This is a genomic window from Pseudomonas trutticola BRTCR10 (assembly GCF_056155105.1).
Genome location: NZ_CM149552.1, coordinates 3239768 through 3254284, shown reverse-complemented (window position 1 = coordinate 3254284; position 14517 = coordinate 3239768). Strand labels below are relative to the sequence as shown.

22 protein-coding genes are annotated in these 14517 nt (G+C 52.0%); 16 read left to right on the top strand and 6 right to left on the bottom strand.

Translation table 11 applies throughout. The features are described 5' to 3' along the window. Window positions 1-286 precede the first annotated feature (286 nt). The 12 genes from ACVVH8_RS14585 to ACVVH8_RS14530 all read left to right on the top strand — a co-directional run bounded on the left by ACVVH8_RS14585 (window position 287) and on the right by ACVVH8_RS14530 (window position 7807). Complete coding sequence (locus ACVVH8_RS14585) at window positions 287-934, top strand: hypothetical protein (protein ID WP_475231030.1); 648 nt, start codon at window positions 287-289, stop codon at window positions 932-934. After that, window positions 934-1362, top strand: a complete 429-nt coding sequence (locus ACVVH8_RS14580) for a phage holin family protein (protein WP_475231028.1) — start codon at window positions 934-936, stop codon at window positions 1360-1362. Before ACVVH8_RS14585 ends, ACVVH8_RS14580 begins: the two co-directional genes overlap by 1 nt. Further along, entirely contained in the window at window positions 1359-2180 is an 822-nt protein-coding gene (locus ACVVH8_RS14575; protein ID WP_475231026.1) for a DUF3618 domain-containing protein, read from the top strand. Before ACVVH8_RS14580 ends, ACVVH8_RS14575 begins: the two co-directional genes overlap by 4 nt. Window positions 2181-2553: 373 nt before the next feature. Then, window positions 2554-3069, top strand: coding sequence for a CinA family protein (locus ACVVH8_RS14570; RefSeq protein ID WP_475231024.1), 516 nt, complete (start codon window positions 2554-2556; stop codon window positions 3067-3069). Next, the gene (locus tag ACVVH8_RS14565; RefSeq protein ID WP_475231022.1) at window positions 3059-3577 is read left to right on the top strand and encodes a hypothetical protein; all 519 of its coding nucleotides are present in this window, start codon (window positions 3059-3061) and stop codon (window positions 3575-3577) included. The genes ACVVH8_RS14570 and ACVVH8_RS14565 overlap by 11 nt, the downstream gene beginning before the upstream one ends. A gap of 7 nt (window positions 3578-3584) precedes the next feature. Further along, entirely contained in the window at window positions 3585-4031 is a 447-nt protein-coding gene (locus tag ACVVH8_RS14560; protein ID WP_475231020.1) for a DUF421 domain-containing protein, read from the top strand. Between the two features lie 84 nt (window positions 4032-4115). Continuing rightward, window positions 4116-4343 (top strand): PLD nuclease N-terminal domain-containing protein, encoded by a 228-nt coding sequence (locus ACVVH8_RS14555; RefSeq protein WP_475231018.1) that lies wholly within the window; start codon window positions 4116-4118, stop codon window positions 4341-4343. A 132-nt stretch (window positions 4344-4475) separates the two neighbouring features. After that, window positions 4476-5360, top strand: a complete 885-nt coding sequence (locus ACVVH8_RS14550) for a manganese catalase family protein (RefSeq protein ID WP_475231016.1) — start codon at window positions 4476-4478, stop codon at window positions 5358-5360. A gap of 61 nt (window positions 5361-5421) precedes the next feature. Further along, entirely contained in the window at window positions 5422-5574 is a 153-nt protein-coding gene (locus ACVVH8_RS14545; RefSeq protein WP_475231014.1) for a hypothetical protein, read from the top strand. A gap of 9 nt (window positions 5575-5583) precedes the next feature. Beyond that, window positions 5584-6513, top strand: coding sequence for a ZIP family metal transporter (locus ACVVH8_RS14540; protein WP_475231012.1), 930 nt, complete (start codon window positions 5584-5586; stop codon window positions 6511-6513). Between the two features lie 152 nt (window positions 6514-6665). Further along, the gene (locus tag ACVVH8_RS14535) at window positions 6666-7169 is read left to right on the top strand and encodes a YciE/YciF ferroxidase family protein (protein ID WP_475231010.1); all 504 of its coding nucleotides are present in this window, start codon (window positions 6666-6668) and stop codon (window positions 7167-7169) included. 101 nt (window positions 7170-7270) lie between these two features. After that, the gene (locus tag ACVVH8_RS14530) at window positions 7271-7807 is read left to right on the top strand and encodes a RipA family octameric membrane protein (protein WP_475231183.1); all 537 of its coding nucleotides are present in this window, start codon (window positions 7271-7273) and stop codon (window positions 7805-7807) included. 19 nt (window positions 7808-7826) lie between these two features. On the opposite strand, the gene ACVVH8_RS14525 is transcribed toward ACVVH8_RS14530, so the two are convergent. Both ACVVH8_RS14525 and ACVVH8_RS14520 read right to left on the bottom strand, forming a co-directional pair. Continuing rightward, window positions 7827-8219: a GFA family protein gene (locus ACVVH8_RS14525; RefSeq protein ID WP_475231008.1), complete on the bottom strand. Its 393-nt coding sequence runs from the start codon at window positions 8217-8219 to the stop codon at window positions 7827-7829. A gap of 59 nt (window positions 8220-8278) precedes the next feature. Continuing rightward, window positions 8279-8527 (bottom strand): DUF6555 family protein, encoded by a 249-nt coding sequence (locus ACVVH8_RS14520; protein ID WP_475231006.1) that lies wholly within the window; start codon window positions 8525-8527, stop codon window positions 8279-8281. A 318-nt stretch (window positions 8528-8845) separates the two neighbouring features. Between ACVVH8_RS14520 and ACVVH8_RS14515 the strand changes: the two genes are divergently transcribed. Continuing rightward, window positions 8846-9124, top strand: coding sequence for a DUF1652 domain-containing protein (locus ACVVH8_RS14515; RefSeq protein ID WP_475231004.1), 279 nt, complete (start codon window positions 8846-8848; stop codon window positions 9122-9124). Window positions 9125-9453: 329 nt separating this feature from the next. Here ACVVH8_RS14515 and ACVVH8_RS14510 read toward each other — a convergent pair whose 3' ends face one another. Then, window positions 9454-9864 (bottom strand): response regulator, encoded by a 411-nt coding sequence (locus tag ACVVH8_RS14510; RefSeq protein ID WP_475231002.1) that lies wholly within the window; start codon window positions 9862-9864, stop codon window positions 9454-9456. Between the two features lie 262 nt (window positions 9865-10126). After that, the gene (locus tag ACVVH8_RS14505) at window positions 10127-11350 is read right to left on the bottom strand and encodes a zinc-dependent alcohol dehydrogenase (protein ID WP_475231000.1); all 1224 of its coding nucleotides are present in this window, start codon (window positions 11348-11350) and stop codon (window positions 10127-10129) included. 188 nt (window positions 11351-11538) lie between these two features. Between ACVVH8_RS14505 and ACVVH8_RS14500 the strand changes: the two genes are divergently transcribed. After that, a complete protein-coding gene (locus tag ACVVH8_RS14500; RefSeq protein WP_475230998.1) occupies window positions 11539-12240 on the top strand; it encodes a glycosyltransferase family 2 protein in 702 nt (233 codons plus the stop codon). Between the two features lie 27 nt (window positions 12241-12267). Then, window positions 12268-12513, top strand: coding sequence for a hypothetical protein (locus ACVVH8_RS14495; protein ID WP_475230996.1), 246 nt, complete (start codon window positions 12268-12270; stop codon window positions 12511-12513). Here ACVVH8_RS14495 and ACVVH8_RS14490 read toward each other — a convergent pair. Further along, a complete protein-coding gene (locus ACVVH8_RS14490) occupies window positions 12504-12761 on the bottom strand; it encodes a hypothetical protein (protein ID WP_475230994.1) in 258 nt (85 codons plus the stop codon). The genes ACVVH8_RS14495 and ACVVH8_RS14490 overlap by 10 nt on opposite strands. Before the next feature lie 128 nt (window positions 12762-12889). Next, the gene (locus tag ACVVH8_RS14485; RefSeq protein WP_475230992.1) at window positions 12890-13447 is read right to left on the bottom strand and encodes an ATP-dependent Clp protease proteolytic subunit; all 558 of its coding nucleotides are present in this window, start codon (window positions 13445-13447) and stop codon (window positions 12890-12892) included. A gap of 251 nt (window positions 13448-13698) precedes the next feature. On the opposite strand from ACVVH8_RS14485, the gene ACVVH8_RS14480 reads away from it, so the two are divergent. Beyond that, window positions 13699-13935 carry a con-10 family general stress protein gene (locus tag ACVVH8_RS14480; RefSeq protein WP_475230990.1) on the top strand — a complete coding sequence of 79 codons (237 nt, stop codon included), beginning with the start codon at window positions 13699-13701 and terminating at the stop codon, window positions 13933-13935. Window positions 13936-14517 lie beyond the last annotated feature (582 nt).

Genomic DNA, 14517 nt, shown 5'->3' with positions numbered 1-14517 from the left:
CTGCAACGCCTGAAATTCTTTCTTACAATTTAACTCTTCGTCGGATGCCCTTCAGCGCAACCAGTTGCAACGAATTTTGCATAAAACTGTGCTTTTTGAATCATTACACCACTCGGCGATTCGCCTGACGAATTTCGCCCCAAGGGCTCCCCGGGTGACGCAGTAATTTACGCTCATCAACCATGTTGAACTCTCTCATTACCTGACCCGTCCTCTGCTTTGAGGGGCTCAGGGCATTTTTGCTGCGCAGTCCCGTTGACGTTTTCAACAGAAAGCGAGGGACAACATGAATACTTCAGATAGTACGGCTGGGGCCCCATCAGCTACCCCGGATGATGGGAAGTCTCAGGATTTTCAACATTTGAAGGACGATGTGGCCGAAGCGCTGGGTGGCGCAAGGCAGCATGCAGATGAGCAATTCGGACAGTACCGCGACACTGCCGCCGATCAGATTGAGGCCTTAGCCCAAGGTGCAAAAAGCTTTGTTTCCGAAATCGAGGACAAGGACACCTTTGGCATGTCCGATTATTTAACAGACATGGCGGAATCCATGACCGGCTTGGCAGGAAACCTGCGGGGAAAAAGTGCTGAACAGTTGCTACACGATGCAGCTGACCTGGCGCGAAACAATCCCGGATTATTTATTGCCGGCAGCATCGCCTTGGGCTTCGGCTTGTCGCGGTTTTTAAAGGCCGGCAATTCCATCGCTGCGACCGTCTCTGCGAGTCAAGATTCTGCAGCGGGCACCTCGACACCGTCAACAACGGGATTTGGTGCTCACCGACCTTTCGAGACGTCCTCTCCATCGTCATCTGATCCGCAGCCTGGATTGGCTACCGGTATCACACCGAGCTCGCCAAGCGAATCCGATCATCCCACGGACTTTGCCGGGTCAACGACATCGGGTTCGCAAAACGCAAAAGGAGAGTTGTGATGAACAGAGACGATTCAGAACTGCCGGGCTCAAGGCCGTTGAATCAGCCCGAAGACGCTTCCGTGGTTGGCCTGCTGCGTCAATTATCCCGAGAAGTGCCCGCTTTGTTCACCAAGGAACTCGCTCTTGCCAAAGTCGAGCTTCAATCCAGCCTCAACTCATTGAAAGCTGGAATCGCTGCAGTAGCGGGTGGAGCAATTGTGTTTCTGGCGGGCTTCATCATCCTGCTGATGTCGGCGGTCTACGGTTTGAGCTTGTTCATGGCACCGTGGTTGGCTGCCCTCATTGTCGGTGTTGTCGTGATGATCATCGGCTTCGCGATGCTGCAGTCAGGCAAAAAACAATTCGAGCCGTCTCACTTCAAGCCTGATCGGACGCTGGACGCCTTGAATAAAGATCAGGAAGCGCTGCGGAGGAAAGTCTCATGAAAAGTGATCTGGAAATCGAATCCGAAAAAAGCCCTGAACAAATTGAACGGGAAATCGATGCGCAGCGTGAAAGCATCGGCAATATCGTCGATAAGCTCGAAAGCAAATTTACCCCCGGTCAGATGATTGATCAGGCATGGGGCATGATGCAAAACAACGGCTCGACGTTCATCACGAACCTCGGCACCAGTGTTCGCAATAACCCGGTTCCTGCAGTACTGACTTCAATTGGGTTGCTGTGGATGATGATGAGTCAGAATCGCCCACCAGTTGCTCAACCGGTATATCGCACCGGGCCGGATCAGGACAGGGCGGGTGAATGGGCGGATGGCCTGGCTGAAGGGATCGACAGTGTGCGCGATGGCCTGCACCACACTGCCGACTCCTTGAAAGAGGGATACCAGTCCTTGAAAAGCAAGGCTAGTCACCTCGGGGACAATGTCGGCACCGCCGGCGAAAATCTAGGTCATGCCATGCATGAAGTAGGCGACCGGTTAAATCGTACTACTCACGTGGTGGGACAGCAGTTTAACCAAGTACTCAGAGAGCAGCCATTAGTGGTCGCAGCGGCAGGTATCGCGTTGGGAGCAATGATTGGGGCGGCATTGCCCACCACCTCAACAGAGCAGCGCTACCTGGGTCGTACCAGTGCTGGCTTGGTGGATAAGGTCAAGAAGCAAGCTCAAGAAGGCTTCGAAGCCGTGCGCGACAGTGTCACAAAGACGACGGAGCAGGACGCAGGAGAGGGGATTGAAACGTCAAGAAGCTCTACAAACACAGCAAGTGCGGATATTTCGCGCGGATTAGGGACTTCATAAATCAAAACAAACGGAAGCCCTGCAAGGGGCTTCTCGTTCTTTGCATTACTAGGATTGGCTGTCTCACCAAACGGTTGAAACTTCCTCGAAGTCGAGAGCTCCACCGGGAAGAGGTTGGTAATGTGATGAGATCCAGCGAGATTAGGTTGTTACCTTACAGCTATTAAGGTTGCTGGCGTTGGATGTTTTGGCAATGTGCTTTTGAAGGTTGAATAACACGTATGGGTCAGCATCCGATGCGCTGCCGCGCCAGGCCGGCGAAATGGATTGGTTGGATCTGCTGAGATGCCGGATGCGCGTTTTGCGAATTCATCTAGACGAACGTGTGTGCATTCAGTTACCGGTGAGGGTTAACACTGAGGTCAAGCAACTCATGTCTATCGTTGACGATACTGTTCAATATCTGCGTACCAATGCTTTGGTGCTCACCACAGCTGAGTCATGCACCGCAGGCAAGATCGTGACGCCTTTATCCGAGGTCGAAGGCAGCGGCAACTTCATTGAGTGCGGTTACGTTGTTTATTCTCCACAGGCTAAGCAGCGCTTGTTGCATGTGAATCCGCAGACCATCGAGGTCTTCAATCTGACTAGCGTGCAAGTCGCACGAGAGATGGCGACGGGTGCATTGCGCGACAGCACCGCCAATGCCGCTATCGCTACAACCGGCATTCTTGGGCCGGAGGATGTCGACGGTATCCCGGCTGGCACAATTTGCTTTGCATGGGCCTTCCAAATCGCAAATCAATGTCACGTGTTCAGTCACCAGCATTTGTTTTCTGGCGGACGCTGCGACGTGCAGAGGCAAGCCACCGAATATGCCTTGAAGTGGTTAGTGCATTTTCATCAACGCGTCTTGCAGGGCAAGAAAGGTGAGGCCGATGAGAGATGATCGCGACCACTCGGAACTGCGCAGTCGGAAATATCCGATACAAGAAGACATGGCTTTTCAACTGAAAGTCTGGCGATTCGAGCGCGTGGGCTGGTACGTGTTGATGTTGGTTGTAGTGATGAGCTTGGGGGGCGTTTTTTCGAGAGGTTTGATCAGTTCAAAAGACGTGCGAAGTGAGGAGGGCAGGCTCAGGGTGGAATATGAAATGTTCCATCGAAACGGATCCACCAACTCCATGAAAATCACTGTAAATGCTACGCCGGACTCGGCAGTGGAACTGGAGTTTGCAGGCCAGTTGTTGGATGGCTTTAGTATCGAAACGTTGCAACCTGAACCTCTGCGCGCAAGAAGCTCCTCCCAGGGTATCAAACTCTGGCTGCAGACCGACCTTGGAGGTCAGGCAACGCTGTACATCACACTGCGTGGGGATGGCCTCGGTTTTTTCCGCAGTCAAGTCGCTTCTCCAGGTACCAGCGGCGTAAAGCTTGATCAGTTCATTTTCCCTTAGGTGACTTATGGATTCGGTGTTACGTGCGGGTGTCATGTATTTGGCACTGATGGTGCTATTTAAAATCGCTGGACGGCGTTCCTTGGCGGAGCTGACCACGTTCGATTTCGTTCTGTTGATGATGATCGGCGAGGCGACTCAGCAAGCGCTTTTGGGCGATGATTTTTCGCTGACCAATTCCATGATTGTCATCGTGACCCTGATCGCCATCGACGTGGGGCTGTCCCTGCTCAAACAGCGTTCGGGTTGGATCTCTCGGCTTATTGATGGCGAGCCAACGATCATCGTTGAAAACGGAAAACTTCTCCACGAACGCCTTCGTCGGGCGCGATTGTTAGAAGCGGATGTAATGGAGGCTGCACGTTCTAGCCAGGGTATCGAGACGCTCGAAGAGATCAAGTTCGCAATCCTTGAGCGCAACGGCAAGATCTCCGTGATTGCCCAGGAAGACTGACTCGATGGTTTCGATTGGCGAGATTACCCGAACACCTTTGGTTGCGTGGAGCCTAAGCATTATCAGTCAGAGGAGTGCTTAATCATGTCGCAAGCTTCCAGCTATTTCGCGATCGCCGTCGCGGTGATCATTTTGCTCGTTGATCTATGGGCCATCGTCAGCGTGTTCCGCAGCGACAAGACGGTCGGGATCAAAGCCGCTTGGGCTATCGGGCTTATCGTCTTCCCGGTCATCGGGCTAATCGTTTGGGGTGTCGCAGGGCCTCGTGGAATCAAGGAAGGGCCGTCGTCGCCTGAACACTGCAAAGGGTAAGCAGCACCCGTTGGTCGATAGGGCGAAAGGTTTTTGAAATTAACCCCGGTGCATTTGCTTCAGATGAATGTGGGTTGGCATTCGGTCTCTTGCCGGGTGAACCGCAGCCCTGATTCGCCTGAGGAGAATGTCATGTTTCTACATAACAAACGACTTCAATACACGGTGCGCGTTGCTCAGCCCAATCCGGGGTTAGCCAACCTTTTACTGGAACAATTCGGGGGAGCCCAAGGGGAACTCGCTGCAGCTTCGCGCTACTTCACGCAGGCATTGGCAGAAGATGATCCGGGCAGGAAGGATCTGCTGATGGATATTGCTACCGAGGAGCTCAGCCACCTTGAGATCGTCGGGTCGATTATCGTGATGTTGAACAAGGGCGCCAAAGGACAAATGGCCGAAGGTGTCGAAGAAGAGGGCGAGCTGTATCGCGCCATCAACGGAGCCGGCAACGATTCCCACATCACAAGTCTGTTGTACGGCGCCGGCGCTCCTTTGACTAACTCGGCAGGCGTTCCTTGGTCGGCGGCTTACGTCGATACCATCGGCGAACCCACTGCAGACATGCGCTCCAATATTGCCGCTGAGGCCAGAGCGAAAATCGTCTACGAGCGTTTGATGAATGTCACAGATGACCCGGGTGTCAGGGAGGCTCTCGGATTTCTGATGACGCGTGAAATCGCCCATCAACTGTCTTTTGAAAAAGCGCTGCACGCCATCCAGCCTAATTTCCCTCAGGGCAAACTGCCGGGTATGCCGGAGTTCACCAACGTTTACTTCAACATGTCTCAGGGCGAAGGCAGCACGCGCGGCCCTTGGAACGAAGGGGAGGACTGGGAGTTCGTAGAAAATCCAGCGCCCGCTGTGGATGGAGGCGACGGCACGGCGACGGTGCAATTGAGCGCCGAGGATGAAGCGCTGCTCATGGATATGAAAGCCAGGACGATGTCCGACCCAGATAGCAATCCGATCACGGGCGCGGACTTGGGGGCGGGCGTGCAAGGCGATCCACAACCCTGATAAGGAGACCGCACGCCATCTGGCGTGCGGTTCGCCATCTAATTCGAAGAGGATTCACATCATGGTTACTAAAAAATCGGCGCACCGGAATCCGATTGCGCCTGAGATGTTCTATGCCACCGGCATCGCCTATGAACGTGACGCACAGCGTGTGTCCAAGCAGTTCTTGAAATCACTCTCCGCATCCACTGACAAAATCGGCTCAGGAAAATAGGAGGCTGCGATGTCTGAGCCGTTGACCTCAACAGGCGCACCACATCGCTCCTGGTTCACCCGGTTTTCAGGATCCGGATGGGGCGGGCTAGCCTTTTGGTCAATTCTAATTGGCGTGACAGTCCTGCTGTTAATCAGTGGGTATGGCGCCTTTGTCGGTGCCAATAAACAAAATCTGCACTTTGCATTCCTTGGCGGGTTGTCGGGCTTCGCTGCGACGGCCATAGGCGCGGTGTTAGCGATTGCATTGCGCGATATAGCGGCCCGAACGCAAGACATCATGCTCGGCTTTGCCGCCGGTATGATGCTGGCCGCCAGTTCATTTTCGCTCATTATTCCGGGTATCGAAGCCGCCCAGGCACTCTGCGGAAACCAGCTGCTCGCAGCCAGCGTGGTCGTCGCAGGATTGGGATTGGGGGTCGCGCTGATGGTCGGCCTGGATCGCTTCATACCTCACGAACATGAGAAAAGCGGCCGCCGTGGGCCCGAGGCACAGCGCATCAATCGCGTTTGGCTGTTCGTTTTGGCGATCACGCTGCATAACTTGCCAGAAGGGATGGCCATAGGGGTGAGTTTCGCTAACGGCGATATGAAGGTAGGACTGCCGCTGACAACGGCCATCGCCATTCAAGACATTCCCGAAGGCCTGGCGGTTGCCTTGGCATTGCGGGTGACAGGCATTTCAGCACTGCGCGCGTCACTGATTGCGGTGGGCTCAGGGTTGATGGAACCCATGGGAGCCATCGTCGGCTTGGGGATTTCAAGCACCTTCGCATTGGGATATCCCATAGCACTTGGTTTAGCGGCGGGCGCAATGATTTTCGTGGTGTCGCACGAGGTCATTCCTGAGACCCATCGCAATGGTCATGAAACACCTGCAACCCTCGGGTTGATGCTCGGGTTCGGGGTCATGATGTTTCTCGATACGGCTTTGGGTTGACCCTGTACCTCCCATCCGGCATTTCGAAGATTTTCTGAACACCTTTTCTCTAAGGCGAGTCAGTCTCCATGCACGGCCAGTTTTACTTGCAGGGTGATCCAATGCGAACGCCATTTTGGGCGACGCCATATTGACCAAAAGGAAGTTTGAAAATGGCTAGAAAAACTGTCGACGATTTGTTTATTCACGAGCTGTCCGATGTTTACAGCGCGGAAAAACAGATTACCAAAGCACTGCCACGCTTAGCGAAGGCTGCGACCAACCCGTTGTTGGCGGAGGCGTTCACCTCTCACTTGGAAGAAACACATGGGCAGATTGAACGCATTGATCAGCTCGTGGAATTGACTGGAATAAAACTCAAGCGCATGAAATGCGTCGCGATGGAAGGCTTGGTTGAAGAGTCGAAGGAGCTGCTGGAAGAAATCGACAAAGGGGCTGTGCTCGATGCCGCATTGATCGGCGCAGCGCAAAAGGTGGAGCATTACGAAATTGCGGCCTATGGCACCTTGATAGCGATGGCGAAGCATCTAAAACTCGATGATGCAGCATCTCTGTTGGCTGCCACACTCGTTGAGGAGAAAGGAGCCGACGAAAAACTTAGCAAGATTGCCGAGCAAGGTGGTAATCAAGCCGCGACTCTGGAAAAGAAAGGCTAGCTACCGACATATCGAGATCTGACCCTCGGTGGCGGTGGCAACATCGTCACCGTTTTTTCATGGAATCAGTTTTCCACCCCTTTCTTCAGGACAACGCCGGTTTGCCGAGAATCTTGACCTCTCAAGTAAGCGATACTGACCTCACAGCGCGCGACGCAAAGATGTTTGGGTCTCCCAAAGAACGCCTCGATTTCTACCGTCGAGAGATCCAGTACGAAACCGCCATCTTGTCCAATCGAACAAACGCGTACCTGACGGCGCAATCGTTTTTGGTGATCGCGTTTGCCTCTTGCATGGCCAATAGCAACCCTGAATGGGGCAAGTTATTTACGCTAGTGGTGCCTCCCTTCTTGGCGCTTCTGGGCATTCTCAGTTCATTGAATGCTTGGCCCGGCATCCGCGCAGCGTATGACATCATCGATCATTGGTATTACAAGCAGAGCGAACTGCTGAGAAGTGAACCGGTGATGGGGTTGGCCTATGATGAATCGCCTTTGTTTTGTGAGCGAGAATCCAGCCATAAGGGATACCGTCAGGCGCTGCTTTTTTCAGTACGTACTCCGTGGATATTTGCAGCGTTTTGGGTATTACTTGCCATTTGGGCAATCTACATCCAAGTCACCAATCCAGGTGCATGACGATCGTTACAGCATCCGATCAGGGTGTTTGCCAAGGGCCTCCATCTTCGACAGGGACATCGTTCAGATCGTAGGGGTTTATACCCTCCAGACATCCAACGTTGAACCCGAACTCCTCCGGGTTGGTGCTCCGTCGATGGTGCGTGTAGATACCGCAGTTGCCACAGAAAAAGTGCTCGGCCATTTGCTTGCCAAATTGATAACGTCGAAGCGCAGCTTCACCTCGTATTACCTTTATGTCTGAGGCCGGAACAGCCGAAACGATAGCGCCTTTTCTTTTGCAGAAGGAACAATCGCACCGGTGGGGCGAAGGAATGCCGTTCGGCAAGTGGATCTCCAGGATCACTGCGCCGCAATGGCAACTGGCACGATGAATGGCGCGGATTTCCGTTTTTCCAATTTGCTTGAGCATCGAAATTTACCTCTTTGGCCCAATGGCTCGTTGGCGTGTCGGGACGGCCAAAGACCTGTCTATACCTCATTCCACTCCAAGATCGCGGTTTCACGCCATCTCACTTCTGTCACTCCGAAGCGTTCGGCTTGAGGTTTCGAGACGACCTTCAATGGAGGCTTACCAGGTTTTGGAACGGGTGCTAGCCCCGCATCACAACTTGCCCAGTGCCACGCATCGACGTTTCGCATTGTTTTGGCTCGAATGACAAATGATTTTGGCTGCCCGTGATGTTTGTAATCGATGACAAAAATATCCGTTTGGCTCATGACTTTCTCCGTACGCTGATAGCCAAAAGAGTGGTGCTCCCGGAAATAATTCCAATATTTTGCATGCTTCCGCTGAGCACATTTTTTCGGCTGGTCTTTTGCGTTCGAAATCGGGCCGCTCTCTCTTCAATACCCTGAACGTCAGCGTTTTAGAGCGGTCAGAACGATGTGCTTTTTTTTCAAGACACGGTTTGCAACGCTGGCGATGGTGGAGCATTTCAGTCAAGTCATCCAGAAATGCTCTTGTCGAGTGATGCCTTCTGGAATTTTTGACTCCTCATTTGGACGATCTATGAACACTGCTTCGGTACGAATTCGATGATCTCTGCTCTTCAGCTTCGCAACATCATCGAATGTGCTTTCCTGCCATTGTCTTGCACGTGCAAGCCGAACATGGATGGTTCGCTAATGATCACGATCACTGAACCTGTCTCAGGTAGTGTTGAGTTATTGGTCACGGGGGTAGCGGTGACACCGCTTACCTCCATTCGCGCGATTGCTAACCTGGTAGGCGAGCTTCGCAGCGAGATGGATTTACGAAAAGCCAGTTTTGAAAGTGCAGGGCGAGGGGGAATGAGCGCATCAATGCATCAATGATTAGCCTGACCGATCATCTTTGATATCAAACTGATATCGACTAATAATGGCTTCATTTTTCAGGAAGCCGGTCTTGTGTCCTCTCATAGAACTCAGCAACTCGAACAGGCTCTTTTGGCGGTCATCGCATCAGCGACAAAAATGGGTGTTAGCTGTGATGCGTTATGCGCAGAAGCAGTGGGTGGATTGGTGGCCGGTCGTCACTGGCTTTGGTCACTACCTGAGCACAAGCACGGTGCCGCTGATGAGATAGAGGAAGCAATGACCAAACTCTTGCTGATGGGGCGTAATCCTTCCAACCCAACCTCCTGACATCACCCACCCCAGAATTAGGCTTTACAAATCGGGATGCCCGACTGCAGCAAGGTTGCCATAGCAACGACGAAATCATCCAATGACCATGGTTTGTGAAGATAGATGCTGCAAGCGGGTATAGCCCCAGCACCGATTTGATACCCGGATGTTAGGATCGCGGAAATTGAAGGCCATCGACTGGTCACCATTTCGATGAATTCAATCCCTTGGATTTGGCCTGGTACGCCATGGTCTGCGATCACCAAACGACAACTGTCAGGAGTTTGGAGCAGATAGCTGAGTGCGTCATCGGCAGTCTCAAACGAGATTACCTTCCCTCCGACTCCGGATACGATTTCTACCATCAAAGCTTTCAGCGTCGGATCGTCTTCTATGACCAGTACTGATCCCTCGATAGGGAGGAAACCTTCCCACTGTACGTTCAATCAGAGAATCCTTTGGCCATGCCTAGCAGGCGGCTTAAGATGAGTCAGCACCCAAATGTATTCGTGATTGAGCACCCTGTCTTTTTCAGTTCTTGTAGTTTTGATGATCCTGATCACAGTTTTGGGCCAGCAACTCAAACGTACAGGGGGTTGGTGACGGGGAGATCACTCGACCGCAATCAGTTTGGCTCTAATGCAGATGAAAAAGGACGGAAGCTTTCGGTAAACGTCGATTCTTCACGTCCTTCCTTTTTCAACCTACCTAGGTGGCCAACACCGTTGCGTTGACATCGTGTTCTGGCAAAACCACGTCGCTATTGCCAGGTGTCAGAATGACCTTTCGGCAGTCCTCTTCTTTTTTATCAAAGATTTTATATCCCTCAGCGGCCTGTTCCAGTGACATGCGATGGCTGATGATGATTTCCGGTGATAGACGACCAGTTTCGATGTGGTCGAGGAGCTCAGGTAGGAAGCGATGAACATGGGTCTGACCCATTTTGAAGGTCAGCCCCTTGTCGAATGCGTCTCCGAACAGGAAGCCATGGATGAACCCTGAGTAAACGCCAGGAACACTGACAATGCCACCGCGCCGAACGGCGGCGATGCACTGACGTAAAGCCTTACCGCTGCTGCCCTCAAGCTTGAGTGTCGCGAGAACTGTTTCCGTCGTACTGCCTTTTGCTTCAAACCCGACCGCATCCACGACGCCATCAACGCCCCGCATTCCTTTGGTTTGCCGAATGATCGTATCTGCAGGATCATCGTCTTCATCGAAGTTGATCGGAATTACACCATACGTTTTCTGCGCGTAAGCCAAGCGATAGGGGTGGTGATCCACCATGAAAATTTGGTCGGCACCGAGCATCCTTGCACAGGCGGCGCTCAACAAACCAACGGGGCCTGCACCATAGATGGCGATGCTGGAGCCATTACCAATCCCTGCATTCGTTACGGCCTGGTACGCAGTCGGGAGGATGTCGGAGAGGAAAAGAACCTTTTCGTCCGACAACGTCCCTGGCACTTTAAAGGGCCCGGTGTTGGCTTTCGGTACGCGCACGTACTCGGCCTGTCCGCCAGGAACGCCGCCGTACATATGACTGAAGCCGAACAGCGCGGCTCCTGGTGGTATCGCCTTTTTATTTATGATCGCTCCTCGCCCCGTATTGGTCGTTTCGCAGGCCGCGAAGAGATCCATTGCGCAGAAGAAACAGCTGCCGCAGGCGATTACAAAGGGAATTACCACTCGGTCGCCTGGTTGGACGGCGGTCACCGCTGAGCCTGTCTCCTCGACGATCCCCATGAACTCATGGCCGAAGATATCGCCATGCTCGACGGTTGGAATTTTTCCTCGATAAAGATGAAGGTCAGATCCGCAAATCGCGGTCGCGGTGACCCGAAGAATGATGTCGTCATTTTCCTCGATTACCGGATCTGGAACGGTGTCGACTTTGACGCTGCGTGCGCCGTGATACGTGAGTGCTCTCATGATGTCCTACCCCTAACTTCAGCTGGATGTTAATGGGAGAGGAGTCGCAGGGAGTGTAAGTTCATAGAGAAAGAGTTGGGAATGACTAGCGGTCGGCGGTATATCCGCTCTCGTAATTTTTTAAACCTATTGGGGCATCGGATGGTCGACTGCTGGAGCCTGTGAACTCTGGTAACCGGGGATAATTTATGATCGGTGTGGTGATACCTGCCCATAATGAAGAGAGCCATATCACTGCCTGTCTTTCATCTATTTTGTTAGCCGCTGAACATCCGAGGTTGGGAGGCCAGCCAGTCTCGATAGTCGTCGTTTTAGACGATTGCTCCGACCAGACTGAGCAAATCGTTTCAGCCCATGGCGTCAGCGGTATTGAGGTTTCTTTTAAGAACGTGGGCAAGGCAAGGGCCACCGGTGCAGATCACCTGTTATCAGCCGGCGCGAATTGGCTTGCTTTTACTGATGCCGACACCGTAGTGCCAAGTGATTGGTTGGCCCGCCAGATTGAATTCAAGGCCGATGCAGTCTGTGGGACAGTCGAGGTTGATAGCTGGAATGACCACGGTGAATTAGTACGTTCGAAGTACATGAAGCTTTACCATTTCATTGAAGACCATCGGCATATCCACGGCGCTAATCTTGGCCTGAGTGCCGACTCCTACCGTAACGCCGGCGGGTTCCAGCATCTGACCGCGCACGAGGACGTCCGCTTGGTCGCTGACCTCAAGAGGATCGGTGCTCATATCGTTTGGACTGCGACCAATCCAGTCATCACAAGCGCCCGAAAGGATTACAAATGTCGTGGAGGGTTTGGCGAATATCTGGTCAATCTGGGTTCGTCCCTTGGATTACCTGCTCTTGATCCACATGTGAGTGCCGGCGTCGCTATTTAACAAGCCCCGTGTGTTGGAGGGATCAAGATGGATTACATCGATATCGTGCAATGGCCTGCCATGGTGATTACGGTAGCCTCTGCCTGGTTTATCGGATCGCAACGAGCGTACCGGCGGATGATCGCTTTTTGGGGGTTCATCCTCAGTAATGCGCTATGGGTTATTTGGGGGCTTCACGCCGAGGCCTATGCGCTAATTCTCCTTGAATGCATTCTTTTGGGAATGAATGCCCGAGGCTTTAAAAAGAATTTGGATGGCCATCGTCAGTCCTGAGAGTGCTCGTTTTCCTTCCCCCTCGAGTTTTTCCTGAGACCCCGAAGGTTCATCAGGAAAAGACAGATCTGCAGGACGATCAATGCATAGGCTCCCGCGTGTACCCCCCATACCACCCAGAGTGCGTTGCTTAGACTGAAGCATACGAATCCACTCATCCGTCGCCCTGGCCGTTGTGATCCAATCAGCCATGCGGCGACCACCGTCACAACCATCGCGGGCCATTGAACCCAATCCTGATATTCCAAAACCTCCTCCCTTTACGCTTGATCAGTTGATCAGTACCGCTGTTTTTTAGCGGATAAGTCGCTGATTTGACCAGGTATATCCAGGGCCGTGCCATATACATCATGAAAATTGTGGGGAGGGGGGGGAGTTAAGCGCCACTCACCTTCCAATGCTTTATGTCATCGGCAAACACCATTTGCTTCATTTCGTGTGCAATACCATAGGCGAGGGACTCATGCGCGGCGATAACTTTTTCTTCAGCGGATAAGCAATGAAAAATATCAAGTTTTGTCGCAGCGTCAGCCGTTTCGAGAGCATAGATTTGAACGTAGCGGGCAAGGTCATTATCGAGGCTCGACAGGTACTCGCGCAGCCGTTGGTGGTCGACCGAGCTTTGACTGAAATACCAATTCATCGGATGAATGAGAAACCGCGAGTGAGGAGACGTAATTCGTCTGCCAGCAGCGAGAAACATGATGCTGCCCATTGACTCGATATTGCCAGCGTTAATGGCACACAGTGGAACGGGAAGAGATTTTAAGAACGTATAAAGCGTGAAGCCGAAATTGGTGCTTCCCCCCGACGTGGAGAGATTGAGCAGCAGAGAGGTTGCGCCTTGATCAATGGCCTCAAGACAACAGTCTCGGAAGCGTTCAGAGGTGTTTTGGTCAATCTGGCAATGAAAATGAACGATATGTTCAGTCATTTTTACCCCCCGTTTCTAAAATGAGTCGTGTTCTTCAAAGCGTAGTAAAACATTAGTAATTTTTGTTAATCAGCAGTCGTAGAAGCAGGCTAAAAAATGTGACGGAAGTAGCCAAATGTTCGGTATATTTTCTGAACCAATGCTCGTGTCCGCTCGTCGCTCCGTACGGAACATCGTGCAAACTTTTACATTCGTCCAACCTCCCAATTGAACGAGCCAATGCTCGTAATACCAACTGTGAGGTGACAGAAATGGCTAACTCAGGAAAGGACAAACCTGGTAGTTTTGCCAATGATCGGGAGAAGGCCTCAGAAGCGGGCAAAAAAGGAGGTCAAGCTTCCGGTGGTCATCAATCCCAAACCGCTGATAAATCCACCAGTGGCGGCCAAGGCAGCGGACGCAGTGGCAATTTTGCCGATGACCGCGAAAAAGCGTCTGAAGCAGGGAAAAAAGGTGGAGAGCATAGTGGAGGAGGGCGGAAGTCTTAATGAGGTTTGACTCTATTCAAGCTCCGGCTAATAACCGGGGCTTGTTTTGCAAAGAGGACTGGTTAACGCATGAGAACGCTGCACTAAAGCGTTTGTATTTAATTGTCTTGCGTTAAATATCTATTTGAAACTCTATATTGCCATTTTGTATTTTTCGAGTATTAACAATTGCGCCGGATAGCTTTCCTGATGGGGTATCTATAGTCAAGTGGCACGCTTTGTGTAAGTCGCTTGGATACGGAGCGACAATTTGTATTTGGAAAGCGCCCGGGGTGATTGGCGTGATCACAACACCACATTCAATACTTTTCGAAATGGGGCCTAAAAACGTGTCCCTTAAATAACTGATGTTGGTGATATTTATTGTCATCATTTGCCCCAGCTAGACTTTATTTTTATATCTTTGTCGCCATTTTTAGGGAGGTAGCATGCGTAAAACCGCTGTTAATTGGCTTTCTACAGTAAGTGACGCTCTAGCAAGCTAATAATCGAAAACGTTGTCCCCGTCACGAGGATTGTTAGAATTAGTACCAGTGTAAATATGAACGGTTTTTTTTGCATGATTGCTTGCTCAGACAAGTA

Bases quoted from the DNA above. Each gene is read 5' to 3' on its own strand.
- ACVVH8_RS14480 (WP_475230990.1), top strand. From the start codon at position 13,699: ATGGCTAACTCAGGAAAGGACAAACCTGGTAGTTTTGCCAATGATCGG.
- ACVVH8_RS14495 (WP_475230996.1), top strand. From the start codon at position 12,268: ATGGATTACATCGATATCGTGCAATGGCCTGCCATGGTGATTACGGTA.
- ACVVH8_RS14485 (WP_475230992.1), bottom strand. From the start codon at position 13,447: ATGACTGAACATATCGTTCATTTTCATTGCCAGATTGACCAAAACACC.
- ACVVH8_RS14580 (WP_475231028.1), top strand. From the start codon at position 934: ATGAACAGAGACGATTCAGAACTGCCGGGCTCAAGGCCGTTGAATCAG.
- ACVVH8_RS14560 (WP_475231020.1), top strand. From the start codon at position 3,585: ATGGATTCGGTGTTACGTGCGGGTGTCATGTATTTGGCACTGATGGTG.
- ACVVH8_RS14555 (WP_475231018.1), top strand. From the start codon at position 4,116: ATGTCGCAAGCTTCCAGCTATTTCGCGATCGCCGTCGCGGTGATCATT.
- ACVVH8_RS14500 (WP_475230998.1), top strand. From the start codon at position 11,539: ATGATCGGTGTGGTGATACCTGCCCATAATGAAGAGAGCCATATCACT.
- ACVVH8_RS14525 (WP_475231008.1), bottom strand. From the start codon at position 8,219: ATGCTCAAGCAAATTGGAAAAACGGAAATCCGCGCCATTCATCGTGCC.
- ACVVH8_RS14520 (WP_475231006.1), bottom strand. From the start codon at position 8,527: ATGAGCCAAACGGATATTTTTGTCATCGATTACAAACATCACGGGCAG.
- ACVVH8_RS14515 (WP_475231004.1), top strand. From the start codon at position 8,846: ATGATCTCTGCTCTTCAGCTTCGCAACATCATCGAATGTGCTTTCCTG.
- ACVVH8_RS14540 (WP_475231012.1), top strand. From the start codon at position 5,584: ATGTCTGAGCCGTTGACCTCAACAGGCGCACCACATCGCTCCTGGTTC.
- ACVVH8_RS14505 (WP_475231000.1), bottom strand. From the start codon at position 11,350: ATGAGAGCACTCACGTATCACGGCGCACGCAGCGTCAAAGTCGACACC.
- ACVVH8_RS14585 (WP_475231030.1), top strand. From the start codon at position 287: ATGAATACTTCAGATAGTACGGCTGGGGCCCCATCAGCTACCCCGGAT.
- ACVVH8_RS14550 (WP_475231016.1), top strand. From the start codon at position 4,476: ATGTTTCTACATAACAAACGACTTCAATACACGGTGCGCGTTGCTCAG.
- ACVVH8_RS14535 (WP_475231010.1), top strand. From the start codon at position 6,666: ATGGCTAGAAAAACTGTCGACGATTTGTTTATTCACGAGCTGTCCGAT.
- ACVVH8_RS14570 (WP_475231024.1), top strand. From the start codon at position 2,554: ATGTCTATCGTTGACGATACTGTTCAATATCTGCGTACCAATGCTTTG.
- ACVVH8_RS14545 (WP_475231014.1), top strand. From the start codon at position 5,422: ATGGTTACTAAAAAATCGGCGCACCGGAATCCGATTGCGCCTGAGATG.
- ACVVH8_RS14565 (WP_475231022.1), top strand. From the start codon at position 3,059: ATGAGAGATGATCGCGACCACTCGGAACTGCGCAGTCGGAAATATCCG.
- ACVVH8_RS14575 (WP_475231026.1), top strand. From the start codon at position 1,359: ATGAAAAGTGATCTGGAAATCGAATCCGAAAAAAGCCCTGAACAAATT.